We start from the raw sequence: 24,726 nt of genomic DNA on the forward strand, positions 1-24,726 counted from the left end.
AACATACTGCTGTTCATCTGAGTGCCTTTTGCTACATTAAATATTCGCTGATTTGCTTGTGATATAGCAAGATGCTTACCACCTTGTAAGTGCGGAGTTTAGTCTTTGTTTTATAACGATTTTAATTTTTAACTTGCGTCTTGTGTTAACCGGGTTTACGATTTTGACCTAGTCTGGGTGTAAACGGGGTTTACGGTGGCATTGTCGTTAGCGTTTGAAATCAGCATGGGGTTAACCAGCGCCTGCGCGGTATTACTAGCCGGCTGGCTAGGTTGGCAAGGGCAACGTCAGCGTGCGATGCCTGCCTTGGCCGGTTTTGCCGCCATGATGGCGCTATGGTGCAGTGGTCATATTGCTATTGTGCAGCATTGGCCTGAATTGGGTATGGCTTTGGTACTGGCTAATCCGCTGATGCCGATGTTTTTTCTGCATTTTGCTCTGCAGTTTGTCAGTACCGATACCAATCCGCGTTGGCGGCAGTGGCTACCCTATCTATATGGCTTTAGCCTGCTAATCATTGCAATGAGTTGGCTGGGTGGTGGCGCCGCAATTAGCCGCACTGCTGGTTTTGACGCGTTTTTTATTTTTGCGGGTATTGGCTGGTTTAACCTGCTTTACACCGTGGCGTTAGGGGTGGCAGCGCATCTGGTGCTGTGGCAGGGCTGGCGGCAGCATAGTGGTAATAAACGCCGCTCTATTGTCGCTATGTTTCTGGCGGGCGGCTGGGGTTTATTGCTGGCTACCAGCTTTGTGTTTCCATCGCTGGGGCTAAACTGGTTCCCGTATCCAATGCTGTTACTACCGAGTTACCTACTGTTGTTGGTGTATGGTGTGGTGCGCTATCAAGTACTGGCAATTAATGCATTTGCTAACAAAGCGTTGTTGTGGTTAGCCATGCTGCTGCTGGTGCTGGCACTGATGGCATTGGTAAGTGCCTTGTTGGGGCAGTTAGGCATGCAAGCCCTGGCAGCTGTGCCGGCTACGCAGCTATGGCTGTACTCGGCGTTATTACTGTTGTTGTCTGCGGCATGTTACCGGCCGCTGGCGGTGCTGGCGCAACGGCTGATCTACCCGGGAGTGCAGTTGAGCGAGCCGTTGCTGGCGCACTGGCGTTTGCAGCTGCAACAATCAGACAGCTGGCAGGGCCTGGCTTTGCTGGCAAGTCAGTTATTGTCTGGCCAGCTGCGGCAACAGGTTGCAGTTCAATTACCACAGGCACAGACCGCCGCCGCAGCGCTGCAAATTACCTGCTTACGCGATACTCAAGGTTGGAGTTACCAGTTGCAGGGCTGGGATGATGTTACTCCGGGTTACCGTTTGCAGGGCGAAGTGTTAGCCGCTTTGCTGCTAAGCAGTTGCCGTATTTTGGAGCAATCATTAAAATTGGCTGAAGCTGAACGTAAACGGTTGGATCAACAACATTTAGTTGAGTTAGGCGCATTATCTGCCGCTATGGCGCATGAGCTGCGTAACCCGCTGAATATTATTGCTATGGCCGCCGCCAGCACTAATGCCGATACGCGACAGCACATTCAGCAGCAGCTGAGACGTGCCGACCGGCTAATAGCCGACTTGCTAAGCTATTCTGGCCAGTTGCAGCTGCAGTGTAGCCAGGTATCATTAAAACCGCTGCTGCAAAGCATTGTTAGCCAACAAGACTGGCAAGGAGTGCAGTGTGTGTTGCAGATCCCCGATGGCTTAACCGTGTATGCCGACAGCTACCGGCTGCAGCAAGTGCTAATCAATTTGTTGGACAATGCGTTGGCGTTCTGCCGCAACCAAGTGGATGCAAAAATCTGCCTGGAGTCCAATCAAAATCAACATCAGCTACTGCTGTATGTACACAACAATGGCCCGGCGATTGCCAGTAACCAACAAGCCAGCTTGTTTCAGCCCTTTGTTAGTAAACGTTCCGGCGGCAGTGGCCTGGGCTTGGCCATAGTCCGACGCATTATGCAGGCACATGGCGGCGCAGTAAGGCACCGCGACGATCTGGGCTGGCCGGTCACGTTTGAGCTGCAATTTAATCAAAGCTTGAACCTTTCTACTTATCAACTGCAGGACAATACACATGGCTAATGGCCGGATTTTACTGATAGACGATGAGCCGGCCTTTCGCCAACTGGCGCAAAGCTGGCTGCAAGGCAGTGGCTATCTGGTGCAAACCGCAGCAGATTTAGACAGCGCCCGCGCCGCGCTAAGTGGCTTTGATGCCGACCTTATACTACTGGATTTGTCACTGCCACCCGAGTTTGATCCGCAGCATACGCTGGCAGCATTGGCCGAATTTAATAGCCGCCCGGTTATTATCCTAACCGGCCATGCCGAGCGGCAACTGGCGTTAGATGCTATAGCGCTGGGTGCCTGGGACTTTATCGCCAAGCCAGTCGACCCCGATTTACTGGCCGTAGTGATTAAACGGGCACTAAGTAAGCATCAGCTCGACACTGAGCTAAAGCAACTTAAGCAGCATAATACTGCCGGCGTGGCACGCTTAATTGGTGTATCAGCTCCGATGGAGGCCATGCGCACCTTAATTCAGCGCATAGCACCAACCGATGTGCGGGTGCTGGTTACCGGGCCGTCTGGCACCGGCAAAGAAGTGATATCTAAAGCGTTGCATGAGCTTAGCCGGCGCGGCGCGCAACCTTTTGTCTCAGTGCACTGTGGGGCTATTCCGGCAGATTTACTGGAAAGTGAACTGTTTGGCTATGTTAAAGGTGCCTTTACCGGTGCCGACAAAGACCGGCCCGGCTTGTTAAAATTGGCGGACGGGGGCACGTTGTTTCTGGATGAAATTGGCGAAATGCCGCTGCCAATGCAGGTAAAATTGTTACGGGTGCTACAAGAGGGCACTTTTTTTGCTGTGGGTGGCCGTGAGCAGCAGAAAATTGATTTGCGGTTAATTTCGGCGACCAATGCCAATTTACCAGACTTGGTTAACAAAGGCTTGTTCCGGGCAGACTTATACTATCGCATCAAAGGCATTACGCTGGAAACCACTGCATTAAGTGAGCGCAGGCAGGATATTCCGCTGCTATTGCAATTTTTTCTGGAGCAGCATATGCGCCTGCAAGGGCAATCGTTGCGGCTAGACAGTACCGCACTTAGCTGGTTTTTACAGCGTGACTGGCCGGGTAATGTGCGTGAGCTAAAAAACACCTTAGAAAGCGTAGCGGCGGTGGCACAAGGCGGGGTAATTAGTATGGCAGATATCAGCCTGCTGCACCCTGAGGCGGTTAATGCAGGCCATGCGGAGCTAGCGACCGACGTCAACAATCTACAGTTAGAGCCGGCAGTGCAACAACTTGAAATTCGCTTGATTAAGCAGGCCATGCTGCAAAGTAAAGGCAATAAAAGCCTTGCCGCGCGACTACTGGGTTTGTCACGGCAGGGCTTGCTGAAGAAAATTGACCGCTATCAGCTTAGCGTCTAAGGTAGTGGCAAATATAGGGAGAACAGCAATGAAAGCAGTAGGCTACCAACACGCGTTAGCGGCCAGCAATCCGCTGGCGCTGCAAGATATAGCACTTGAGCAACCTGTTGCCAGCGGCCAGGACATTCTAGTGCGGGTAGAAGCGGTATCCGTAAACCCGGTAGACACTAAAGTGCGCCAGCGCGCGCAGCCTGAAGCCGGCCAATTTAAGGTATTAGGTTGGGATGCTGCTGGTGAAGTGGTCGCGGTAGGAGATGACGTTAATCTGTTTAAGCCAGGTGACAAGGTATATTACGCCGGCTCGTTAACCCGCCCGGGCAGTAACAGCGAATATCAGCTGGTGGATCAGCGTTTGGTTGCCATTATGCCCGAAAGCCTCAGTTATGCCGAAGCCGCTGCCTTACCATTAACCGCCATTACCGCCTGGGAATTGCTATTTGACCGGCTTGAAATACAACAGCCTAGCTTAAAACACCCCAGGCCAGTGTTATTGATCATCGGCGCCGCCGGTGGTGTTGGCTCAATACTAGTGCAACTGGCGCGGCAACTCACCACCGCAACCATTATTGCCACCGCTTCACGGCCACAAAGCAAACAATGGGTAACCGAGCTGGGCGCACATTATGTTGTAGATCACAGCCAACCGTTGTTACCGCAGCTAAAGGCGCTGGATTTAAGCTGTGTTAGCCATGTCGCCAGCTTAACCCACACAAATCAACATTACGCCGAGTTAGTGCAATTGCTGGCCCCGCAGGGCAAGTTGGCATTGATAGACGACCCCGCAGACGGCATCGACATTATGCCGCTAAAGCAAAAGAGTATATCGCTGCACTGGGAGTTTATGTTTACCCGCGCCATGTTCAACACGCCAGACATTATCGCGCAGCATCAGTTGCTTACTGATTTAAGCCGGCTTATTCAACAAGGCCAAATCAAAACCACATTAAAACAAACACTAGGTACGATAAACGCCGCCAACTTACGTCAGGCACACCAGCTGCTGGAAAGCGGTAAAGCCATAGGTAAGGTAGTGTTAGCGGGGTGGTAAAAAGTGCTGTAACTAGCGCTGCACTGCCTCTGTCCAGGCAGATTTGTGAGTTATAGATTTTGTTAAATTCCTCGGGCCTACAAACTCATAAAGCATAGGCTGCGTGAATTCATCAGGGGAAACCTAAAGGATAAAATGGCAACGTTTATTGATGGTATTAATTCAGCTACGAAATCTATCGACGAGTTATTATTTGAGCTAAACACATCTGCAGATATCAAGCTCAAGCATGCCATTGCTATGATACTCTCAGACTTTGATGAGCCACGCATCGTCGATCATTTAGTTGCAGAGATAAGCAAAGAGGTTAATCACGGCTATATTGGCACTTTTGTATTTACTTGTGAAACATTTGATTGTTCCAAATACTTGGAGTTTTTTCTCCAGTTAATTGTATTTGGAGAATACGAAGTCTCAATGACTTCAGCTCTGGTTGTTGAAAATATGAGCAGCTTACATGCTATTCAAATTGCAGACGGAATTGTGTTTTTGCAAAACAACTTGAATAAAACGAATAGTAAAAATGAAGAATTCATTGAAGAGGCATTAGCGTTTTTAAAATCAGAATTAATCCGGCGAAAACATTAGTGAGGGTGTTCAATACTCTGGAAATATTGAGGTTGCGTCTTGCTTGCCCCCACAAAAGTCAATTATGAAGTCCTTACCCTGAGGTGTTTCCGGCATAAAGGGGCGCTACACAATTCCAATCAACCGAAAACGGTAATGTGCTGCCGGTTCTCACTTTACTATCGATCTAATTGCTTTAACAGCTCGCGCTCAATAGCAAATACATGTTCGTCCTGCTCATTCATATCACGCAGTGCCTGCGCCAGTTTCAATACATACTCACTGTTTGGGCCACTTGGGCCTGTGCTTTGGGCAATATGTACGGCAATTTCAACATCACTGGCCGGGCCTAAATACGCCTCGTTATTGGCAGCGGCTAAATATACTACGCCTTCTGTTTCGTCTGGTTCGCTGTGGTCAGAATCGTTTAGCCAGTGTAGTGGGGTAAACACGCGCAAATAACCGTTTTTCTCGCGATGGTCTAAATGCTCAAAGGTATCGGGCGTTACCTGATACGCCATACCTACACAGCGCGCACCGGGCGATTCAACAAGGGTTAACACCCGGCCTGGCGCCTGTGGCGTACCACGATGATCATGCGATCCCTGCCAAAACCGCCTTTCCCAGCCATAAATGCAGGCTGGCCTACAATCCAGATATTCAAAGTCAGTTTTATAAATCAGCGAGCCATAGCCAAACAGCCACACTGAATCCAGGTGATGCAACGGCTGGCGTTGTTTATTCAAAGATATGGTGTTATGTGACATGAAGCTTCTTTTTCGAAATTAAGCTGTGAATTTTAAGGGTAGAACAAAATTAACTTGTGATGTTGATCTGATAATTATCTGGCTTCTGCTATTTAGTAACACAAGCGGCCATCTGGTAGCTGAAAGGCTACGGTATTAATTGAGTGCCGCCAGTACGTTCTCTGGAGCACGCTCAATTGCACGCAGCAAAGCTTTAGCCGGGCCGGTAGGCTCGCGGCGTCCTTGTTCCCAGTTACGCAGCGTACCCAGCTGTACATCAATCAGATCGGCAAATGCTGCTTGTGTCAGGTTCGTTTTCTGGCGAATTTCTTTCACTTTTATAGCCGCAACGAAAGTTTCACGCGATGGCTGGCGTTCACCGCGAACAATCTCACCCATTTCTTCAACGCTTTCCAGTAGTTGGTCGAACAGTTTATCTTTCATCAATATATGCGTCATTGGCGTAGTTTTGCCTAAATATGCTGCAAAAGAATACCTCCGTCAATTGCAGCAAAGTGAATCTAAAAGATATAAATAAACCCAATACCTATTTCGGCTTCATAGTTGCTGCGGGCGATGGGGCTGTTGCGCACGTCGCTGCTGAAATGCTCATACAGTGCCTCGGCGAAAATCTGCCAGTTGTCGTTGATATTGTGCCGGTAGTTGTAATCAATGCCGATTGAACGTAAGCCGCCACTCAGGTTGGTTTCGTCTAAACCCGATGCCAGTGATTGCTCTGCGGTGATACCAAAACCGGTATTGGCATATTTGCTGTCGTGAAATACCGCCACCAGATTAAGTTCAGAGCCGGAACCGTCGGTTTTATCACCGAAGCGTCGCCCCACACCAAACAGGCCAAGGTTGCCGTTGTCTCCGCTGACCAGCCGGCCTACCAACCAATAACGCCAGTCGTTGTTAAACGCCCGGCGTGCCTGCAGCACTAATTCAAAGCCCTCTTCGGTGTCACCCAGCCCATCAAGGCGGCCATCGTCAGAGTCATTTTCTTCCCGGCCCTCATCAAAGCCAATTAAGGCCTCCAGTAGCCAGGTGTCTGAGCGCAGGCCGCGCCAACCCAGAGCTTCACCGGCAAAATAGAAAATGTCATTACCGCTGCGCCACTGCACCGCGCCGGCTGGCTGTACTTCAAAACCAAATTCGTCTGAGCCCTCGTAAGCGGTTTCATACTCGATACCCGCACCCAGCGCGAAAGCCCAACCATCATTACCTTTAGTAAAGTCGTCAACTGACGGCAAAGGTACCAGCGCTGCGTTGTCGTTTTGCGCTAATGCGGTTTGAGGGAAAAAACCATGTAGTAAAATGGCCAACAGTAAACCGGTAAACTTTTTCATATAAAACCTTAGCTGTATCAGCAGGGCAGAGTGCAACGAGAGTATTCAGTTCCGGTTTACGTATAACTGTTGTCGGTAGATCTTATTAACGCACTTTTATTACTTAACCTCATTCAGCTTTGTCACTTGCGCATCAAAACTGCCTTCCGCCAGTTTAATAGCTACTTTATCGCCGGCTTTTAGCTGGCTGCTGCTGGTGACTACCTGCTGTTTATCGTCAAAGGTAATGCTGTAACCGCGGGCCAGGGTTGCCAGCGGGCTTACGGTGTTTAGCTGGCTGCTTAACTGCGCCAGTTGTTGCTTGCTTTGCTTTAACTGCAACTGCTGGGCATTTATAAGCCGGCGTTCCAGCTGAGTAATATGCTGAGTGTATTGCAGTAAAGTTTTAACCGGCGATAACTGGCGCAGACTTTTATCCAGATACTGCTGCTGTTGCTGCGCGCCTTGCAGCGTGCGTTTGGCACTGGCGCTTAAGCGCAGTTGCAGCTCATCCAGCCGTTGTTGTTGTTGCTGTAAACGCCGTTTCGGGTGCAGGGCTAACAGGCGCTGGCTTAGGTTTAACAGTTTGGGCGCGGCGTGTTGCATGCGGGCACGCTGGGCCTGAATAAGCGCACTGCGCAATCGCATAATGCGCTCAAGCAAATGCGATTGATCCGGCGATACCAGCTCTGCCGCAGCAGAGGGTGTGGGCGCGCGCACATCGGCGACAAAGTCGGTAAGGGCAAAGTCGATTTCATGGCCTACTGCGCTAACAATCGGAATAGGGCAGGCGGCTACCGCGCGGCATAAGGCTTCATCGTTAAAGCACCATAAGTCTTCTAACGAGCCACCGCCACGGCCGATTATGAGTACATCCACTTCGTTGCGGCGTATCGCTGTGCTTAGCATATTGCGTAATTGCGCGGCTGCCGTTTCGCCCTGCACTTGCGACGGGTAAATAATTACCTCAATGCCTGGCGCACGGCGTTTTAACACGGTAACAATATCGCGCACGGCAGCGCCGGTGGGCGAGGTAATTACCCCGACACGCTGCACCTGTGCCGGCAGTGGTTTTTTGCCGGCCGGGTCAAATAAACCTTCGGCCTGTAATTTGGCTTTTAACTGTTCAAACTGCTGTTTTAGTAAGCCGGCGCCGGCGCTTTCGATAAATTCAGCCAATAACTGATACTCGCCCCGCGGCTCGTACACGCTGATGCGGGCACGAATAAGCACCTGCTGGCCGTTTTGCGGCCGAAAGCTGCTGTTGCGGTTAGCCATTTTAAACATGGCGCACTTAACCTGGGCGGCGCTGTCTTTTAACGAGAAATACCAGTGGCCCGATGCCGCAGCGACAAAATTAGACACTTCGCCCTGCAACCACAGTGTTTGAAACTGCAGCTCCAGCGTAAGGCGTACTTCACTGTTTAACCTGGAAACACTATAGATATCGGGGTTTTGCATAAAAAATGTACCGGCAGCTGGCCTGACAACGAAAGCGGTAGAGTAACATAAAACAAAAAAGCGTTTGTGATACGCGCGCAAAACCGTTAAAATTGCGCCGCAACATTCCCCATCTTTTCAGCCACAGCGAGATTGTTGCAATGCTCAGGATCAAACAAGAAGCCCTTACCTTTGACGACGTGTTATTGGTACCGGCGCACTCTAGTGTACTACCTCACACAGCCGATTTACGCACCCGACTGACTAAAAGCATCACGCTGAATATTCCTATGGTTTCTGCGTCTATGGACACGGTAACTGAAGCCCGATTAGCCATAGCGCTGGCACAGGAAGGTGGCTTAGGTTTTATTCATAAAAACATGACCATCGAAGAGCAGGCCGCTAACGTTCGCAAAGTTAAAAAGTTCGAAAGTGGCGTAGTGTCTGACCCGGTAACGGTAACGCCGGATATGAGTATCCGCGAAGTGCAGGCGTTAGCGCAGCAGTGCGGTTTCTCTGGCTTTCCGGTAGTCGATGCCAGCAACAACCTGGTGGGCATGCTAACCAGCCGCGATATGAGCTTTGAAGCGAATAACAACGAGAAAGTCTCCAGCCTAATGACGCCACGCGAGCGTTTAGTCACAGTGCTTGAAACTGCCCCGCGTGAAGAAGCCTTTAAAAAGATGCACCAGCACCGCATTGAAAAAGTGTTGGTGGTCGACAGCGAATTTAAATTAAAAGGTTTAATTACCGTACGCGACTACTACAAAGCTGCCAGCAAGCCTAACGCCTGTAAAGACGAATTAGGCCGCTTGCGTGTTGGCGCGGCAGTGGGCGTCGGCCCAGGCACCGACGAGCGCATTGCTGCGCTGGTAGAAGCCGGCGTAGATATTCTGCTGATTGATACCTCGCACGGCCATTCACAAGGTGTAATTGACCGTGTTAAACAAACCCGTGCCCAGTACCCGGATTTACAAATTGTCGCCGGTAATGTGGCCACCGCTGAAGGTGCCAAGGCGCTGGCAGCTGCGGGTGCCAACGCAGTAAAAGTGGGCATTGGCCCGGGCTCTATTTGTACTACCCGTATTGTTACCGGTTGTGGTGTGCCGCAAATTACCGCTATTTCTGAAGCCGCTATGGGCGTAGCCGGTACCGATGTGACCATTATTGCCGACGGCGGTATTCGTTTCTCCGGTGATGTAGCCAAAGCCTTGGTTGCCGGTGCAAACCTGGTCATGGTGGGCTCGATGTTTGCCGGTACTGAAGAAGCGCCGGGTGATGTTGAGCTATATCAGGGCCGCTACTATAAGTCTTACCGTGGTATGGGCTCGTTAGGTGCCATGGCACAGCGTAACGGCTCGTCTGACCGTTATTTCCAAGGCAGCAACAACGCCGAGAAACTGGTACCGGAAGGTATCGAAGGCCGCGTGGCGTATAAAGGCCCGATGGAAAACATTATTCACCAGCAAATGGGTGGCCTGCGCAGCGCCATGGGCTTAACCGGTTGCGCTACCATTGACGAGCTGCGCACTAAGCCAGAGTTTGTCCGGGTAACTTCGGCCGGTATGGGCGAGTCGCATGTGCATGATGTGCAAATTACCAAAGAAGCGCCAAACTACCGCTTAGGCTAACTGTTTACTGTTTTATCGGCTGGCTCACCCCGGCCGCTTTACTTTTTAAAGGTCGCTATGAACAAAAACATTCATCACCACCGCATCTTAATCCTCGACTTTGGTTCGCAGTATACTCAGCTGATTGCCCGCCGCGTGCGCGAAATTGGCGTGTATTGTGAGCTGTGGGCCTGGGATGTTACCGAAGCGCAAATTCGTGACTTTAACCCAACCGGTATTATTTTGTCCGGCGGCCCGGAAAGTGTACACGAAGCCAACTCTCCGCGGGCCCCTCAATATGTGTTTGAAGCGGGCGTGCCGGTATTGGGTATATGCTACGGCATGCAAACCATGGCCGAGCAGTTAGGCGGCAAGGTGCAGGGCTCGGACATGCGCGAGTTTGGCTATGCTCAGGTTGAAGTGGTCGCAGCGAACGATTTATTTGCCAAAATTGAAGACCACGTTGGCGGTAACGGTAATGCTTTGTTAGACGTGTGGATGAGCCACGGCGACAAGGTAGTGCAAGTTCCGGAAGGTTTTATTACCTGTGCCAGCACCACCACCTGCCCGCATGCCGGCATGGTAGATGAAGCCCGTCAGTTCTACGGCGTGCAGTTTCACCCGGAAGTTACCCACACCCGTCAGGGGCTGCGTATGCTGGAGCATTTCGTGGTGGATATCTGTGGTTGTGACAAACTGTGGACACCGGCATCGATTATTGAAGACGCTGTTATCCGCTTAAAGCAACAGATTGGCGATGACCGCGTTATATTAGGCTTGTCCGGCGGCGTTGACAGCTCTGTGGTGGCGATGTTGCTACACCGTGCTATCGGTAAAAACCTGACTTGCGTATTTGTTGATAACGGCCTGCTGCGCTTAAACGAAGGCAAGCAGGTAATGGATATGTTTGGCGACCATTTTGGCCTGAACATTATTAAAGTTGACGCCGAGGAGCGTTTCTTATCGGCACTGGCCGGCGAGAACGATCCGGAAGCCAAGCGTAAGATCATCGGCCGGGTGTTTGTTGAAGTATTCGACGAGCAATCGCAGTTACTGGAAAACGCCAAGTGGCTGGCACAGGGCACCATTTACCCTGACGTAATTGAATCTGCCGGTTCTGCTACCGGTAAAGCGCACGTGATTAAATCGCACCATAACGTCGGCGGTTTGCCCGCGCATATGAAGCTGGGCTTAGTAGAGCCACTGCGTGAGCTGTTTAAAGACGAAGTGCGTAAAGTGGGCTTAGAGCTGGGCCTGCCATACGACATGCTTTACCGTCATCCGTTCCCTGGCCCTGGTTTAGGTGTGCGCGTACTGGGCGAAATTAAAAAAGACTACTGCGATATCCTGCGCCGCGCCGATGCCATCTTTATCGAAGAGCTACACAAAGCCGACCTTTACAACAAAGTAAGCCAGGCGTTTGCGGTATTCTTGCCGGTAAAATCGGTAGGTGTAATGGGCGATGCGCGTAAGTACGACTGGGTAGTATCACTGCGTGCAGTAGAAACCATCGACTTTATGACCGCGCATTGGGCCCATCTGCCATATGGGCTACTGGGTAAAGTATCTAACCGTATTATCAATGAAATTAACGGTATCTCCCGCGTGGTATACGATATCAGCGGTAAACCACCAGCGACAATTGAGTGGGAATAACTTTCCCAAGCTAAATACAAAAAGGCCAGCGCAATGCTGGCCTTTTTTATAAGCTATCAAGTTGCGGTTCAGCTGATATTTGGCACTATATACCGGTATTTTTAATCTGAAGGAGTGAGTTAACATGAAAAAATTAGGATTACTGCTGGCGTGTTGTGCATTTTTAACCGCTTGTGCGCCTGAAGTGGGTAGCAAAAAATGGTGTGACAGCATGAAGGAAAAGCCCAAAGGCGATTGGACAGCCAACGAAGCTACCGATTTTGCCAAGCATTGTGTATTTAAAACGGAAGAATAATGGCTATATAGCCGGTGTTCAGCACCGGCCATTAGCGTATTTGCTAATGGCTGCCTTGGGGCAAACGAGCAAACTACTGAGCCTGTTCCAAATTAAAACCAAGTTGGTTTAACTGTTTACTAAGCATTACAGCAATGGAGCTACCCAGCTGTTGATGTTTTTTATGCAGTATATGATATAGCCCGAAAGGACCAATGTTCGTTTCGGATCTATTGGCGTTTTCCAGCTTAGGCGGTTGCAGTAAATCGCTTTCTATCCACACCAGATAGTCCACTTTACCAGCATTAAACATCACAATTATGTTATGCCAGTCGCTATTGAAATAGCGTTTTGCCTGAATGTCGCTGGTAAGTATTTGTAACGTCGCATCCTGGGTTGGTACTAGCACACGTTGTTTAGGATCTAACAGCACGGCGCTGTCACAAGGCAGGTCTGGCCGGCAATACAGTACAACTTGTACTGTGTCTAACAGCACGACAGGGGCAGCGTTATCCAGCTTGCTTAGCAACGGGGCTAACCTGCCAACATCCCCATCTACCAGGCCATCATTTAACAATTTTAATGCTCTGGCGCCGTCTGCTTCCTGAAAAGTTAGTTGGTAGCCAAGGTTGCCATACACCTCTTGTAACAGCGGTATCAACCGATCGCGGGTAACCGGATGACCGGAATGTGAAAACACTAAATGTTGCTTTGGTGCAGCGACTGCCGCCTGGCACATAACTATTACCAATAGTAAGAGGCTACCGCGCCGGTTTATCATATTTGGCTCCCGCTCAATTTATGGCTAAAGTATAAGCCAGAATAAACAGGATAGAGCAGCGGATACTAGATTATTATCGCGCTGGTCAACACAACTAAGAAGAGTAAACATGCGCAACGTAAAACAACTTAATTTCAGTATTGTGATCAATGCGCCGGTGCAAACGGTGTGGCAACGCATGTTGTCAGATGTGGGTTACCGTAACTGGACTTCCGCTTTTTGCGAAGGCTCGTATTTTAAAGGCAGTTGGCAGCAAGGCGAAACAATGCGGTTTTTATCTCCCTCCGGTGATGGCATGGTAGCCACTATTGCGGAGCATCAACCGTTGGAGTTTATCTCGATTAAACATTTGGGGTTTATTGTTGCAGGTGTAGATGATTTTACCAGCGACAAGGTGACCAGCTGGGCACCAGCGTTTGAAAATTACCGTTTTACTGAAACAGAAACGGGTGCGCGACTGGATATTGAGCAGGAGATTGCTCCGGAGTATGAGCAATATATGTTGGATACCTGGCCGAAAGCGCTCGAAAGACTCAAGCTGTTATGCGAGCAGGGCTAAGTCGATGCTGTGGCGGCTTTGTTTAGGCTGAAGCTATTTTTTATCCAGCTACTTTGGTGAGTGTGTTGTCATTTCATTAGCGCTAATCATCACACAAAGTAGCTAATCTCGCATTATCAGCTATTGTTTGAAGTGAACTCATCTTATCGGCATTCATTTGTTGCCGACATCTCAAATGCTCGCTAACTGGACATAGATCACCATGCCTAACAATGTTGGCAGGGTAATATCGGTGCGCGGCAGTGTGGTGGATATCGTGTTTACACAGCGATTGCCGCCAATTCGTACCGTACTTAAAACGGGTGCAGACAGCCTCATATTAATTGAAGTGTTTTCGCAACTGGACACGCAGCGTGTGCGCGGTATTGCGCTTACGCCTACCCAGGGGCTGGCGCGAGGTATGGTGGTACACGATAGCGGCGCACCATTACAAGCACCGGTTGGCAAGGCTATTTTGTCACGTATGTTTGATGTCTTTGGTCAGGCAATTGATCAACAACCGCAACCCACCGACATTTCGTGGCGCTCTGTACACAAGTTACCCCCTGCACTTTCAGAGCGCGCGACGAAAACCGAAGTGTTTGAAACCGGCATTAAAGTCATTGATGTATTAATGCCGCTTGAGAGAGGAGGCAAAGCCGGCTTGTTTGGTGGTGCGGGCGTGGGCAAAACGGTGCTGTTAACCGAGATGATTCATAACATGGTGGGGCAACATGACGGTGTCAGTATTTTTTGTGGTATTGGCGAGCGTTGTAGGGAGGGTGAAGAGCTACACCGTGAAATGAAAGCCGCTGGCGTGCTGGACAACATGGTGATGGTGTTTGGCCAGATGAATGAACCACCGGGCGCACGGTTTCGTGTGGGGCATGCAGCACTGACTATGGCAGAGTATTTCCGTGACGATGAACACCGCGATGTGCTGTTACTGATAGACAATATCTTTCGTTTTATTCAGGCGGGTATGGAGGTGTCAGGTTTAATGGGCCAGATGCCAGCTCGACTGGGGTATCAGCCCACGATGGGCACAGAGCTATCGCAGCTTGAAGAGCGCATTGCCAACACTGGCAGCGGCGCAATTACTTCAATACAGGCGGTATACGTGCCAGCCGATGATTTTACCGACCCCGCTGCGGTGCATACCTTTTCGCATTTGTCGGCCTCTATTGTCCTGTCGCGCAAGCGGGCCAGTGAGGGACTTTATCCGGCTATTGATCCCCTGCAGTCCAGCTCGAAAATGGCGACTCCGGGCGCAATAGGCCAGCGCCATTATGATTTAGCGCAGCGTATACGTAGTACCTTGGCCCATTACGCTGAGCTTAAAGACATCATTGCTATGTTGGGCATGGAGCAGTTATCGCCAGAAGATCGCAATGTGGTAGGCCGTGCCCGCAGATTAGAACGCTTTTTAACCCAACCTTTTTTTACCACCGAGCAGTTTACCAGTATGCCGGGTAAGTTAGTCAGCCTTAACGATGCTCTGGATGGCTGCGAGCGCATTTTGCAGGATGAGTTTAAAGATTATCCTGAGACGTCACTGTATATGATTGGAGCCATTGACGAGGCTAAAAAGAAAGACGTTAACAACGCTAAAAATGAGGGTGCGACTAAGGTCGCTGGCAGCGTGAACGATGCCAACAAACCATTAAGCACGGGAGAGCCACAGGATGCCAACCACCCTGATTACGCTTAAAATCTTGTTGCCCTATAAAGTATTTTCACAGCAGCAACAGGTGAAAAGCATCGTTGCGATGACACATGACGGTGCTATGGGTATTTTGCCGCACCGGCTTGATTGTGTCGCTGCGTTGTCAGCTGGCATCCTGGCGTTTGTGGTGGAAGGTAAAGAAGAAGCCTACGTCGCGGTTGATGAGGGCATACTGGTAAAAACCGGTTTAGAGGTGCTGGTTTCGGTGCGTAATGCTATGGCGGGTATGGGGCTGGACAAGCTGCGCGAGGCATTAGAGCAAGAGTTTATTCAGTTAGATGCGCAGGAGCAAAAGGTACGCGCAGTGCTGGCGAAAATGGAAGGTGGCTTAATTCGCCGCTTGGCCGGCTTTGAACAAGACAAGAGCCTATCATGAAAAAGATTTGGCTATGAACAACAAGGCGGATCCCAAGCCTGGCAGCACTAAAGCCGATAGCATCAACGCCAAAGGCGGCAAAGCGGTAAGCGCTAAAACAGACCACGCAAAAACAGCGCGTGTTCAAGCGGCGGCCTCAGAGCGGCGAGGTGCTGGTTTTAGCCAAAAAGTGGGTGATATCGCCGCGCGTAAATTGCAGGCACAGCAAAGTGTAACAAAAAACGTTTGGTCGGGTTTGGGCATGATGGGGTTAATTGGCTGGTCAGTAGTGGTGCCAACGTTACTGGGTGCTGCCTTGGGTATGTGGTTGGACAAACGCTACCCATCAGCTCAGTCCTGGACGTTAATGCTGTTGGTCGCTGGCTTATGTTTAGGCTGCTTTAATGCCTGGCGCTGGGTGGAAAAGGAAGACCATGATATACATCAACACGGCGGCAATGACGATGTTGATTAATGATATCAGCATTACGGTTATTTACGCTGTGCTTGCGCTACTGGCAGGCGTTGCGCTTGGCGTAGGGTATTTTGCCGGCCTTTGGTGGACCGTACGTCAGCTTGGTAATAGTAAATACCCAGGCTTACTATGTTGTGGCAGCCTGCTAGTTCGGCTAGGCAGCGTAATGTTGGGCTTCTATTTCTTGCTTGTGGTAAGTGTATTCAGCGCAATGGTGGCATTGCTGGGTTTTGTTTTGGCACGCCTTTTTGTTACCTGTGTTGCCCAGCGTACAGAGCAAGCTGATGCAATCAGACAGAATAGTCGCTATGCGGCTAAGTCCTGATCAAATTATTTTTTGGCAACTGGGTTTCGTTAAACTTAACGCAACTATTGTGTTTAGCTGGCTGGTGATCCTGGTTCTGGTACTGGGATCCTGGTTAGTAACGCGCAAGTTGTCGACAGACTTGCATCGCTCGCGCTGGCAAAATGTGCTGGAAGTGGTGGTGCTGAATATTAGCAAACAAATTAAAGATGTTGGCCTTAGCCAGCCAGAGAAATACCTGAGTTTTCTTGGTTCGTTGTTCTTATTTATTGCTATTTCAGCGCTGGGCACGATGTTTCCCGGCTTTGAACCGCCTACTGGCTCACTGTCCAGCACGGTTGCGCTGGCACTGTGCGTATTTGTTGCTGTGCCGGTGTTTGGCATTAGTCAGCAAGGTATTGGTGCCTACCTGTATTCGTATACTCAACCCACTTTTATTATGCTGCCGTTTAATATTATCAGTGAAGTGTCCCGCACTCTGGCGCTGGCAGTACGCTTATTTGGCAACATGATGAGTGGTGCGATGATTATCGGCATTTTACTGAGCATTACGCCATTTTTGTTTCCTATTGTACTGACATTACTGGGTTTGCTAACCGGCATAGTCCAGGCCTATATCTTTTTTATTCTGGCTACGGTGTATATCGCGGCCGCTACGCGGTCACGCACGCCTGCGCCGGCAGCATAAAACCATTAGCACAACATGGCAGTGTGGCGATAAGACTGGCATAGAGCAGGTTTAACAGCAGCAATTTTTATGGAGGTTATATGGACAGCATGACGATTATTGCCGTGGTATCTATTATTACGGCCGGTATTACTATCGCCATTGGCGTTATCGGGCCTTCGCTTGGTGAAGGTAAGGCAGTGGCCGTTGCACTGTCATCATTAGCACAACAACCCGATGCCTCGGCGACCATTACCCGTACTTTGTTTGTCGGGCTGGCGATGATTGAATCGACGGCAATTTACTGTTTTGTGGTTTCAATGATTTTGCTGTTTGCTAATCCATTTTGGAATTACGTTATTGCTCAGGCAACCGGGAACTAAGCCATGTTAATCGACTGGTTTACCGTTGGAGCGCAACTGATCAACTTTTTGCTGCTGGCATGGCTACTTAAGCGCTTTTTGTACCAGCCTATTTTGGACGCCATTGATGCGCGTGAAAAACGCATTGCTGATGAGCTGGCAAGTGCTAAAGCGGAAAAAAGTGAAGCAGAACAATTACGCCAAGACTACGAGCAAAAAAATACCGCTTTTGAACAGCAAAAATCAGCCCGTTTGCATCAACTGGAACAAGATACCAAAGCCGATCGTGCCCATATGCTGGATGAGATTAAATCTGAAGCTAATGCGTTAAAGCAACGCTTGGCGCAGACATTGGAAAATGAACAACGCAGTTTGCAGCACCAGCTTAGTGGTTATGTAAAAGATGAAGTGTTTGCCATTTCCCGCAAAGCACTCAGCGAGCTTGCCGACACCTCGTTGGAGGCGCAAATTGCCGCCCGGTTTATTACACGCTTACGCGCACTTAGCGAGAAAGAAAAAGCGGCACTAAAGGCCGGTTTTGCAGCGGCAAATCAAACCTTGCTGGTACGTTCTGCTTTTGAGTTGCAAGACGAGCAGCAGGCACTTATTGCAGCGGCGTGTAACGACATTCTGGGGGATGCGCTTACCATTGAATTTAGCCAGGATGCAGAATTAGCCTGTGGCATTGAAATTAGCGCAACCGGCCAGAAAATAGCATGGAATATTGCCGAGTATCTTACTGCAATGAGCAAGGGTGTTAACGATATACTAAAACCTGAGCAAAACGAACCAAGCGACAGCTTAGCTAGCGCTGACGCAGCACCGCCGCTACCGGTGATTCAGGATAGCCATGAAAGCCGGGACTAACCTATTACAAAGGCTCTACAACGACACCTTTGCTGGTTTACAGCAGGCCAGGCAGTCGTTTACACCGCAACTGCAGTTGCATGAGGTGGGGCACATTATCAGTATTGCTACCGGCATTGCCAAAGTGTCTGGCTTGCCGGGCGTTGGTTTTGAAGAGATGCTGCGCTTTCCCGGAGATATTTATGGCATTGCTTTTAATATTGATGAAGCCGAAATTGGCGTGGTATTGCTGGGCGACTATTGGCATTTGCAAGCTGGCGACAAGGTAGAACGGCGCGGCCATTTGGTTGATGTCCCCGCAGGGGATGGCTTGATTGGCCGTGTGATAAACCCGCTTGGGCAACCCTTGGATGGTAAAGGCCGCCTGGTGTCAACGCAGCGACTGCCAGTAGAACGCCCGTCACCGGCAATTATGGCCCGCGCGCCGGTAAGTGTGCCGCTGCAAACCGGTATTAAGGTCATAGATGCGCTAATCCCGGTAGGTCGGGGCCAACGTGAATTAATTCTTGGCGATCGGCAAACCGGCAAAACCGCCATAGCATTAGATACCATATTGAATCAGCGTGAGCAAAACGTGCTATGCGTATACTGCGCTATTGGTCAGCGAGCTTCTGGTGTGGCGAAAGTGATCGCCAGGCTAGAAGAACAGGGTGCCCTTAATTATACCGTTGTGGTGGTAACCGAAGGTAATGACCCGCCCGGCCTTGCTTACGTTGCGCCCTATGCGGCTACCAGCATTGCCGAATACTTTATGCAGCAGGGACGGGATGTATTAATTGTTTATGACGACCTTACTCATCATGCCAGAGCCTATCGCGAGCTGTCGTTGCTGCTGCGCCGTCCACCGGGGCGTGAGGCTTTTCCAGGCGATATTTTTTATCTGCATTCGCGCTTGTTAGAGCGAGCCACGCATTTAAATGCTGAGCTCGGTGGCGGTTCGTTAACCGCTCTGCCGATTATTGAAACCGAAGCGGAGGATATTTCCGCCTATATTCCAACCAACCTTATTTCAATTACCGATGGGCAAATTTATCTGTCGCCAACCTTGTTTGAGCTGGGGGTATTGCCCGCGGTTGATGTGGGTAAATCGGTGTCACGAGTGGGAGGCAAAGCCCAGCGGGCAGCGTACCGAGCCGTGGCGGCTAATCTTAAGTTGGCTTATGCCCAATTTGAAGAGCTGGAAAGCTTTGCCCGTTTTGGTGCCAGGTTAGATGACAGCACGTTAAAAACGATTGAACACGGCAGACGTATTCGGGCTTGCCTGATGCAAGCTGAATTCAGTCCGGTGCCAATGCAAGAGCAAGTTACTGTATTGCTGGCGTTAAGTGAAAAACTGTTTGATGAGATCCCATTAGCGGATATGCCCGCTGCTGAACTGGCAGTTCGCCACGCGGGTGCAGCACTGTCTGATAAACAGGTAGCAACGTTAGAGAGTGCCGATAAATTAACCGACGCAGACCGGGCAGCGTTGCTGCAGCTGGCACGTGACGCGCTAGCGCCTTATATCGCCATCGCTGATAGCTCTGAGGCAGCAGGTGAGTGACAGCATTGCCAGCTTGCGGCACAGCATCGCCAGCGCCACAGAGCTGCAATCGGTGGTGCGCACCATGAAAGCCATGGCCGCATCAGGTATTGGCCAGTACGAACATGCCGTGCGGTCCTTAGACACCTATTACGATACGGTGCAATTAGGATTACGGGCTTGCCTGGCGCAGCAACCGCTAATGCATTATACGGCAGCGATGCCGTAGCGTGCCAACACGGCTATTGGTGTTATTGTATTTGGTTCTGATCAGGGGCTGGTAGGCCAATTTAACGAGGCTATGGTTGATTTCGTCGCCAAAACACTGGCTTCTTTACCGGGTGAAAAAGTAGTCTGGTCGGTAGGAGAACGGTTACGCTCACGCCTGGCAGAAGTACAACTATTACCATTGGCTGACTTTTTATTACCCGGCTCAATTAATGCCATAACGGCGCTGGTTGGCCAAATCCTGTTAGAGGTGGATACACAACGAGATCAAGGCAAGATAGGCAAAGTGTATGTTTTTCATCATCGTCCTAAGTCGGGTTCCATCTATTCTGCGGTATCGCAGCAACTGCTGCCTTTAGACTACGGCTGGCAACGCGGCCTTGTCAGCAAGAAATGGCCAACCCCAATGCTACCCGAGGTGGTGTTTAGCAAGGAGCGAACACTCAAAGCACTGGTTAGGGAGTTTCTTTTTGTCAGCCTGTACCGAGCTTGTGCTGAGTCGCTGGCCAGTGAGAATGCCAGCCGTTTGGCGGCAATGCAGCGGGCAGAGAAGAATATCGACGAGCTACAAGCACAATTAAAGCAAACTTTTCATCGTCTTCGTCAAAGCGATATCGACGAGGAATTGTTTGATGTGCTCTCGGGCTTTGAAGCCCTGCGTGAGTAAAATGAAGGTAACGGCAAATTGTTATAGCCCGAGGAACCGAATGCTAATGCTATGGTCGTAGTTGCTGTTAACTTAATGGAGTAAGGCATGAAAAAATTACAACAACTATGGCGGGAAAACTGCGGCATTATCGTATTTTTGTGTTGTATGTTTGTGTTCAGAAGTGCAGTAGCGGATTGGAACGATGTACCAACTGGCTCAATGCAGCCGACTATTCAAATTGGCGATCGTCTTTTAGTGAATAAAATGGCCTACGATCTGCGAGTACCCTTTACCACTAAATCATTATTTAAACGTGCCGATCCTATGCGTGGTGACATTGTTATTTTTATGTCTGAAGTGGCAGGTGATCGCTTGGTTAAGCGGGTTATTGGTGTACCCGGCGATGTGGTTGCAATGCATAACAATGTGCTTAGCATCAATGGCAAACGTTTAGACTATGCCGTACAAACTGCAGTTGCCGATAACGCGATGGTGTTAACCGAACAGTTGGACGCGATTACGCATCAGGTGAAATTAGCGCCATTTTCTACCGGCCGTGACAGCTTTAATGCGGTAACCGTGCCCGACAACAGTTACTTGGTATTGGGCGATAATCGCGATAATAGCGCAGATTCCAGGGTAATTGGTTTCGTGCCGCGCAACGAGATTGTTGGCCGAGCCAGTACGGTGCTGTTTTCACTGGATTACGATAACTACTTCTTACCTCGCAGTGAGCGTTTTTTCGCTGCGTTATAGTAGATTATATTAGGTGACACTACTTTTTGTTGTCTGGCGTATTGCTGTAAATAACAGATCTTACCTGGGCTTTATAAGCAGCCACTTGCCTATAAAAGTTAGGTTTGCCAGCGCTAAAAAGTGGTGTTAGCTTTAATAGCAGTGCTTACAGACGTGTACAGTTAGCAAATAGCCAGCGCAGTGGCAGCGCAATCTTTGTAGCCTACATTGATTTAGATAACTTCAAAACGATTAACGATCAGTATGGCCATGATGCAGGTGATCGATTGTTATTAGCGATAACCGCCAACTTAAAAAAAGGCCGTCGGGAAGGTGACTTTATTGCCCGTGTTGGCGGTGATGAGTTTGTTGTTTTTGGTTTGTTAACGGGTAATGATATTACGCATGCTGCCGAGGCTCTGCGTGAGCAGATTTTTAACAGCACTGAGGGCCGTTTTGATATTGCAGATACGTTACTGCACTATAAAGGTGGCAGTGTCGGCATAGTGATTGCCGAGCCAGGTGAGAAAATAAGCCATGTACTAAAGCGGGCAGATGAAGAGATGTACCGTGATAAAAAACGGCGCGCTACAGCACGCCGTTATTGAAAAATATTATTGATGTTTTGTTGCGCTCAGGCGCACCCATTCATCTTGTACGGCGATAGGGTCAAAGCTGAACTCGTCGCTATAAGCGTCAATAACGCTTTGCGCCTGGCTCTCCAATATGCCCGATAACGCCAGTTTGCCGCCGGGTTTTACATAAGCACTAATAATGTTTTTTAGCTCAGCCAAGGGACCGGCCAGAATGTTAGCCACCACGACGTCTGCCTGAAAGTCTTTTGGCTGATTTTGCGGTAAATACAGCTCTATCTGTCCTTCAACTTGATTTCGCTTGGCATTGGCTGTGCTGGCTTCAATAGCTTGTGGGTCAATATCGACACCCACAACCCGTTTTGCACCCAGTTTTAATGCGGCTATGCCCAAAATGCCCGAGCCACAGCCAAAGTCGACTACGGTTTGCTCTGGTTGAATAGTGGCATCCAGCCATTGCATGCAAAGCGCTGTAGTAGGGTGGGTGCCGGTACCAAAAGCTAAACCGGGGTCTAGCATGACATTGACTGCTGCCGGGTCTGGAATATCACGCCAGCTGGGGCAAACCCATAGCCGGTTGCCGAACTTGATCGGATGAAAGTTATCCATCCATTCACGTTCCCAGTCTTTATCTTCCAACTGCTCTAGTTTGTAATCTGGTTGGCCTTTAAAAAACGCCACCTGCTTTAGTTGCTGAATCACTTTATCCATTGGATGTTCAGCGTCGAATAACCCCACCACTACTGTATTGGTCCAGTAGATCACTTCGCCTGGCATCGGTTCGTAAATAGGGGTGTCGTGCGCATCAACAAAGCTTACTGCTTGGGCGCCCCAGCCACTTAGCATATCGCTAACCTGCTCGGCTTTTTCTTCAGTGGTGCTAATGCGCAGTTGGATCCAGGGCATAATCAGTCTCGCTTACAAAAATTTGCCGCATTATAGCAAAAAGGCCGCAAATGCGGCCTTTAATCTGTAGCTTACTAAGTTACTTAATACCTAGTTTATGCTCCAGGTAGTGAATATTGGTGCCGCCTTTGCAAAAACCTTCATCACGCATAATGTCTTTATGTAGTGGGATGTTGGTTTTAATGCCTTCTACCAGCAACTCGTCCAGCGCATTACGCATCCGAGCGATGGCGATATCGCGCGTCTCACCGTAAGTAATGAGCTTACCGACCATGGAATCATAGTTCGGCGGTACGCTGTAATCGGCGTAAATATGCGAATCCCAGCGAATGCCGTTACCACCAGGCGGATGGAAGCGGGTGATCTTTCCCGGTGATGGCATAAAGGTTTTCGGATCTTCAGCATTGATACGGCATTCCACGGCATGACCGCGAATAACAATGTCTTCCTGCTTAATAGTTAGCGGCATACCTGAGGCGACACGAAGCTGTTCTTTAATTAAGTCGACGCCGCTGATCATCTCGGTCACCGGATGCTCTACCTGAATACGGGTGTTCATTTCAATAAAGAAGAACTCGCCGTTTTCAAACAGAAACTCAAAGGTACCGGCACCGCGGTAATTCATTACCTTACAAGCATCAACACAACGGCCACCGATAAAGGCGCGTAGCTCTGGCGTAATGCCCGGTGCTGGCGCTTCTTCTACCACTTTCTGGTGGCGGCGCTGCATCGAACAGTCGCGTTCACCCAAATGGATAGCGTTGCCCTGACCGTCAGCTAACACCTGAATTTCGATATGACGTGGGTTCTCCAGGAATTTCTCCATGTATACCATGTCATTACCAAAGGCCGCTTTAGCTTCAGCTTTGGTCATTTCAATAGAGCTAACCAATTCTTCTTCGCTGCGAACCACACGCATACCACGACCACCGCCGCCGCCAGCAGCTTTAACGATTATCGGATAACCAATACGTTTAGCTATCACTTTGTTGGTCGCAGCATCATCACCGACAGCGCCGTCAGAACCTGGTACGCAAGGTACACCGGCTTTTTTCATCGCTTCAATGGCACTGACTTTATCACCCATTAAACGGATAGAATCCGGGTGCGGGCCAATAAATACCAGGCCGCTTTCTTCTACCTGTTGGGCAAAGTCGGCGCGCTCGGCTAAAAAGCCGTAACCCGGGTGAATAGCCTGCGCATTGGTCACTTCCGCTGCGGCAATTAACGCCGGAATATTTAAATAGCTTTGTGGTGAGGGTGCCGGGCCAATACAAATAGTTTCATCTGCCAGCAGCACATGTTTTAAATTGCGGTCTACTGTGGAGTGCACCGCCACCGTTTTAATGCCCAGTTCTTTACAAGCGCGCAAGATGCGCAGTGCAATCTCGCCGCGGTTGGCAATCAGTACTTTTTCTAGCATCAGTCTGCCTTTTGCGTTATTCAATCACGAACAGAGGCTGGTCAAATTCGATGGCATCGCCATTCTCTGCCAGAATTTCTTTAACCACACCAGCCTTGTCAGACTGGATTTGGTTCATCATTTTCATTGCTTCAATAATACACAGCGTGTCACCGACTTTTACGCTCTGGCCAACTTCAACGAAGGCTTTAGCCGTGGGAGATGCAGCGCGATAGAATGAGCCTACCATCGGTGATTTTACCACATGACCACTAATAGCTTTAGGTGCGTCTACCGTTGGTGCAGCGGCAGCGGCAGGCGCGGCAGCAGGAGCCGGAGCATACTGCTGTGGTGCCGGAGCGTAGTGCTGCATTGGCGCATAGTGTTGTGCCGGGCCATTGCGGCTAATACGCACTGATTCTTCACCTTCGGTGATCTCAAGCTCGTTAATGCCTGACTCTTCTAACAGCTCGATCAATTTTTTAATCTTTCTAATATCCATGTCTTTTTA

General features: G+C 49.8%; 28 protein-coding genes. 20 read left to right on the forward strand and 8 right to left on the reverse strand.

The window, feature by feature from the left end; translation table 11 throughout:
• The first annotated feature begins 195 nt into the window (after window positions 1–195).
• From I4W93_RS12620 to I4W93_RS12635, 4 genes are all read left to right on the forward strand, one after another.
• Window positions 196–2,079, forward strand: a complete 1,884-nt coding sequence (locus I4W93_RS12620; protein WP_205311432.1) for an ATP-binding protein — start codon at window positions 196–198, stop codon at window positions 2,077–2,079.
• The gene (locus I4W93_RS12625; protein ID WP_205311431.1) at window positions 2,072–3,436 is read left to right on the forward strand and encodes a sigma-54-dependent transcriptional regulator; all 1,365 of its coding nucleotides are present in this window, start codon (window positions 2,072–2,074) and stop codon (window positions 3,434–3,436) included. Before I4W93_RS12620 ends, I4W93_RS12625 begins: the two co-directional genes overlap by 8 nt.
• 28 nt (window positions 3,437–3,464) lie before the next feature.
• Window positions 3,465–4,484 (forward strand): zinc-binding alcohol dehydrogenase family protein, encoded by a 1,020-nt coding sequence (locus tag I4W93_RS12630; protein ID WP_205311430.1) that lies wholly within the window; start codon window positions 3,465–3,467, stop codon window positions 4,482–4,484.
• A gap of 135 nt (window positions 4,485–4,619) precedes the next feature.
• Window positions 4,620–5,072, forward strand: a complete 453-nt coding sequence (locus I4W93_RS12635; protein WP_205311429.1) for a hypothetical protein — start codon at window positions 4,620–4,622, stop codon at window positions 5,070–5,072.
• 158 nt (window positions 5,073–5,230) lie between these two features.
• Here the strand turns inward: I4W93_RS12635 and I4W93_RS12640 are convergent, their stop codons facing one another.
• From I4W93_RS12640 to xseA, 4 genes are all read right to left on the reverse strand, one after another.
• The gene (locus I4W93_RS12640; protein WP_205311428.1) at window positions 5,231–5,818 is read right to left on the reverse strand and encodes a gamma-glutamylcyclotransferase; all 588 of its coding nucleotides are present in this window, start codon (window positions 5,816–5,818) and stop codon (window positions 5,231–5,233) included.
• A gap of 135 nt (window positions 5,819–5,953) precedes the next feature.
• Window positions 5,954–6,241, reverse strand: a complete 288-nt coding sequence (nadS, locus tag I4W93_RS12645) for a NadS family protein (protein WP_205311427.1) — start codon at window positions 6,239–6,241, stop codon at window positions 5,954–5,956.
• A gap of 77 nt (window positions 6,242–6,318) precedes the next feature.
• Window positions 6,319–7,146 (reverse strand): MipA/OmpV family protein, encoded by an 828-nt coding sequence (locus I4W93_RS12650; protein ID WP_205311426.1) that lies wholly within the window; start codon window positions 7,144–7,146, stop codon window positions 6,319–6,321.
• 99 nt (window positions 7,147–7,245) lie between these two features.
• Window positions 7,246–8,586 carry an exodeoxyribonuclease VII large subunit gene (gene xseA / locus I4W93_RS12655; protein WP_205311425.1) on the reverse strand — a complete coding sequence of 447 codons (1,341 nt, stop codon included), beginning with the start codon at window positions 8,584–8,586 and terminating at the stop codon, window positions 7,246–7,248.
• Between the two features lie 140 nt (window positions 8,587–8,726).
• Between xseA and guaB the strand changes: the two genes are divergently transcribed.
• The 3 genes from guaB (at window position 8,727) to I4W93_RS12670 (ending at window position 12,126) form a co-directional block, all read left to right on the forward strand.
• Window positions 8,727–10,196 (forward strand): IMP dehydrogenase, encoded by a 1,470-nt coding sequence (gene guaB / locus I4W93_RS12660; protein ID WP_205311424.1) that lies wholly within the window; start codon window positions 8,727–8,729, stop codon window positions 10,194–10,196.
• Window positions 10,197–10,253: 57 nt separating this feature from the next.
• Window positions 10,254–11,831 (forward strand): glutamine-hydrolyzing GMP synthase, encoded by a 1,578-nt coding sequence (guaA, locus tag I4W93_RS12665; RefSeq protein ID WP_205311423.1) that lies wholly within the window; start codon window positions 10,254–10,256, stop codon window positions 11,829–11,831.
• Window positions 11,832–11,955: 124 nt separating this feature from the next.
• Entirely contained in the window at window positions 11,956–12,126 is a 171-nt protein-coding gene (locus tag I4W93_RS12670; protein ID WP_205311422.1) for a DUF3012 domain-containing protein, read from the forward strand.
• 73 nt (window positions 12,127–12,199) lie between these two features.
• Here I4W93_RS12670 and I4W93_RS12675 read toward each other — a convergent pair whose 3' ends face one another.
• Entirely contained in the window at window positions 12,200–12,886 is a 687-nt protein-coding gene (locus I4W93_RS12675) for a hypothetical protein (protein ID WP_205311421.1), read from the reverse strand.
• Window positions 12,887–12,995: 109 nt separating this feature from the next.
• Here I4W93_RS12675 and I4W93_RS12680 point away from each other — a divergent pair, with 109 nt between their 5' ends.
• The 13 genes from I4W93_RS12680 to I4W93_RS12740 all read left to right on the forward strand — a co-directional run bounded on the left by I4W93_RS12680 (window position 12,996) and on the right by I4W93_RS12740 (window position 21,922).
• Entirely contained in the window at window positions 12,996–13,445 is a 450-nt protein-coding gene (locus tag I4W93_RS12680; RefSeq protein WP_205311420.1) for an SRPBCC family protein, read from the forward strand.
• 202 nt (window positions 13,446–13,647) lie between these two features.
• A complete protein-coding gene (gene atpD / locus I4W93_RS12685; RefSeq protein ID WP_205311419.1) occupies window positions 13,648–15,135 on the forward strand; it encodes a F0F1 ATP synthase subunit beta in 1,488 nt (495 codons plus the stop codon).
• On the forward strand, window positions 15,110–15,526 hold the full coding sequence (locus I4W93_RS12690; RefSeq protein WP_224673423.1) for a F0F1 ATP synthase subunit epsilon: 417 nt from the start codon (window positions 15,110–15,112) through the stop codon (window positions 15,524–15,526). Before atpD ends, I4W93_RS12690 begins: the two co-directional genes overlap by 26 nt.
• Window positions 15,527–15,539: 13 nt before the next feature.
• Window positions 15,540–15,980, forward strand: a complete 441-nt coding sequence (locus I4W93_RS12695; protein WP_205311418.1) for an AtpZ/AtpI family protein — start codon at window positions 15,540–15,542, stop codon at window positions 15,978–15,980.
• Window positions 15,940–16,305, forward strand: a complete 366-nt coding sequence (locus I4W93_RS12700; RefSeq protein ID WP_205311417.1) for an ATP synthase subunit I — start codon at window positions 15,940–15,942, stop codon at window positions 16,303–16,305. The genes I4W93_RS12695 and I4W93_RS12700 overlap by 41 nt, the downstream gene beginning before the upstream one ends.
• On the forward strand, window positions 16,265–16,972 hold the full coding sequence (locus tag I4W93_RS12705; protein WP_224673425.1) for a F0F1 ATP synthase subunit A: 708 nt from the start codon (window positions 16,265–16,267) through the stop codon (window positions 16,970–16,972). Before I4W93_RS12700 ends, I4W93_RS12705 begins: the two co-directional genes overlap by 41 nt.
• Window positions 16,973–17,052: 80 nt before the next feature.
• Entirely contained in the window at window positions 17,053–17,334 is a 282-nt protein-coding gene (locus I4W93_RS12710) for a F0F1 ATP synthase subunit C (protein WP_205311416.1), read from the forward strand.
• A gap of 3 nt (window positions 17,335–17,337) precedes the next feature.
• Window positions 17,338–18,180: a F0F1 ATP synthase subunit B family protein gene (locus I4W93_RS12715; protein WP_205311415.1), complete on the forward strand. Its 843-nt coding sequence runs from the start codon at window positions 17,338–17,340 to the stop codon at window positions 18,178–18,180.
• On the forward strand, window positions 18,164–19,723 hold the full coding sequence (locus I4W93_RS12720) for an alternate F1F0 ATPase, F1 subunit alpha (RefSeq protein ID WP_205311414.1): 1,560 nt from the start codon (window positions 18,164–18,166) through the stop codon (window positions 19,721–19,723). The genes I4W93_RS12715 and I4W93_RS12720 overlap by 17 nt, the downstream gene beginning before the upstream one ends.
• A complete protein-coding gene (locus I4W93_RS12725; RefSeq protein WP_224673427.1) occupies window positions 19,716–19,931 on the forward strand; it encodes a F0F1 ATP synthase subunit gamma in 216 nt (71 codons plus the stop codon). The genes I4W93_RS12720 and I4W93_RS12725 overlap by 8 nt, the downstream gene beginning before the upstream one ends.
• Before the next feature lie 15 nt (window positions 19,932–19,946).
• Window positions 19,947–20,597, forward strand: coding sequence for a F0F1 ATP synthase subunit gamma (locus I4W93_RS12730; RefSeq protein WP_368735633.1), 651 nt, complete (start codon window positions 19,947–19,949; stop codon window positions 20,595–20,597).
• Window positions 20,598–20,684: 87 nt separating this feature from the next.
• Entirely contained in the window at window positions 20,685–21,335 is a 651-nt protein-coding gene (gene lepB / locus I4W93_RS12735; RefSeq protein WP_205311413.1) for a signal peptidase I, read from the forward strand.
• 104 nt (window positions 21,336–21,439) lie between these two features.
• The gene (locus tag I4W93_RS12740; RefSeq protein WP_205311412.1) at window positions 21,440–21,922 is read left to right on the forward strand and encodes a GGDEF domain-containing protein; all 483 of its coding nucleotides are present in this window, start codon (window positions 21,440–21,442) and stop codon (window positions 21,920–21,922) included.
• A 6-nt stretch (window positions 21,923–21,928) separates the two neighbouring features.
• On the opposite strand, the gene prmA is transcribed toward I4W93_RS12740, so the two are convergent.
• The 3 genes from prmA to accB form a co-directional block, all read right to left on the reverse strand.
• The gene (gene prmA / locus I4W93_RS12745; RefSeq protein WP_205311411.1) at window positions 21,929–22,813 is read right to left on the reverse strand and encodes a 50S ribosomal protein L11 methyltransferase; all 885 of its coding nucleotides are present in this window, start codon (window positions 22,811–22,813) and stop codon (window positions 21,929–21,931) included.
• Between the two features lie 79 nt (window positions 22,814–22,892).
• On the reverse strand, window positions 22,893–24,236 hold the full coding sequence (accC, locus tag I4W93_RS12750) for an acetyl-CoA carboxylase biotin carboxylase subunit (RefSeq protein ID WP_205311410.1): 1,344 nt from the start codon (window positions 24,234–24,236) through the stop codon (window positions 22,893–22,895).
• A 16-nt stretch (window positions 24,237–24,252) separates the two neighbouring features.
• On the reverse strand, window positions 24,253–24,717 hold the full coding sequence (accB, locus tag I4W93_RS12755) for an acetyl-CoA carboxylase biotin carboxyl carrier protein (protein WP_205311409.1): 465 nt from the start codon (window positions 24,715–24,717) through the stop codon (window positions 24,253–24,255).
• Window positions 24,718–24,726 lie beyond the last annotated feature (9 nt).

It is taken from the genome of Rheinheimera maricola, assembly GCF_016918075.2.
In the GTDB taxonomy this organism is placed as follows: domain Bacteria; phylum Pseudomonadota; class Gammaproteobacteria; order Enterobacterales; family Alteromonadaceae; genus Alishewanella; species Alishewanella maricola_A.

Coding starts and splice junctions, on each gene's coding strand:
- I4W93_RS12625 (WP_205311431.1), top strand. CDS start 2,072: ATGGCTAATGGCCGGATTTTACTGATAGACGATGAGCCGGCCTTTCGC.
- I4W93_RS12630 (WP_205311430.1), top strand. CDS start 3,465: ATGAAAGCAGTAGGCTACCAACACGCGTTAGCGGCCAGCAATCCGCTG.
- I4W93_RS12635 (WP_205311429.1), top strand. CDS start 4,620: ATGGCAACGTTTATTGATGGTATTAATTCAGCTACGAAATCTATCGAC.
- I4W93_RS12640 (WP_205311428.1), bottom strand. CDS start 5,818: ATGTCACATAACACCATATCTTTGAATAAACAACGCCAGCCGTTGCAT.
- nadS (WP_205311427.1), bottom strand. CDS start 6,241: ATGAAAGATAAACTGTTCGACCAACTACTGGAAAGCGTTGAAGAAATG.
- I4W93_RS12650 (WP_205311426.1), bottom strand. CDS start 7,146: ATGAAAAAGTTTACCGGTTTACTGTTGGCCATTTTACTACATGGTTTT.
- xseA (WP_205311425.1), bottom strand. CDS start 8,586: ATGCAAAACCCCGATATCTATAGTGTTTCCAGGTTAAACAGTGAAGTA.
- guaB (WP_205311424.1), top strand. CDS start 8,727: ATGCTCAGGATCAAACAAGAAGCCCTTACCTTTGACGACGTGTTATTG.
- guaA (WP_205311423.1), top strand. CDS start 10,254: ATGAACAAAAACATTCATCACCACCGCATCTTAATCCTCGACTTTGGT.
- I4W93_RS12670 (WP_205311422.1), top strand. CDS start 11,956: ATGAAAAAATTAGGATTACTGCTGGCGTGTTGTGCATTTTTAACCGCT.
- I4W93_RS12675 (WP_205311421.1), bottom strand. CDS start 12,886: ATGATAAACCGGCGCGGTAGCCTCTTACTATTGGTAATAGTTATGTGC.
- I4W93_RS12680 (WP_205311420.1), top strand. CDS start 12,996: ATGCGCAACGTAAAACAACTTAATTTCAGTATTGTGATCAATGCGCCG.
- atpD (WP_205311419.1), top strand. CDS start 13,648: ATGCCTAACAATGTTGGCAGGGTAATATCGGTGCGCGGCAGTGTGGTG.
- I4W93_RS12690 (WP_224673423.1), top strand. CDS start 15,110: ATGCCAACCACCCTGATTACGCTTAAAATCTTGTTGCCCTATAAAGTA.
- I4W93_RS12695 (WP_205311418.1), top strand. CDS start 15,540: ATGAACAACAAGGCGGATCCCAAGCCTGGCAGCACTAAAGCCGATAGC.
- I4W93_RS12700 (WP_205311417.1), top strand. CDS start 15,940: ATGATATACATCAACACGGCGGCAATGACGATGTTGATTAATGATATC.
- I4W93_RS12705 (WP_224673425.1), top strand. CDS start 16,265: ATGCAATCAGACAGAATAGTCGCTATGCGGCTAAGTCCTGATCAAATT.
- I4W93_RS12710 (WP_205311416.1), top strand. CDS start 17,053: ATGGACAGCATGACGATTATTGCCGTGGTATCTATTATTACGGCCGGT.
- I4W93_RS12715 (WP_205311415.1), top strand. CDS start 17,338: ATGTTAATCGACTGGTTTACCGTTGGAGCGCAACTGATCAACTTTTTG.
- I4W93_RS12720 (WP_205311414.1), top strand. CDS start 18,164: ATGAAAGCCGGGACTAACCTATTACAAAGGCTCTACAACGACACCTTT.
- lepB (WP_205311413.1), top strand. CDS start 20,685: ATGAAAAAATTACAACAACTATGGCGGGAAAACTGCGGCATTATCGTA.
- prmA (WP_205311411.1), bottom strand. CDS start 22,813: ATGCCCTGGATCCAACTGCGCATTAGCACCACTGAAGAAAAAGCCGAG.
- accC (WP_205311410.1), bottom strand. CDS start 24,236: ATGCTAGAAAAAGTACTGATTGCCAACCGCGGCGAGATTGCACTGCGC.
- accB (WP_205311409.1), bottom strand. CDS start 24,717: ATGGATATTAGAAAGATTAAAAAATTGATCGAGCTGTTAGAAGAGTCA.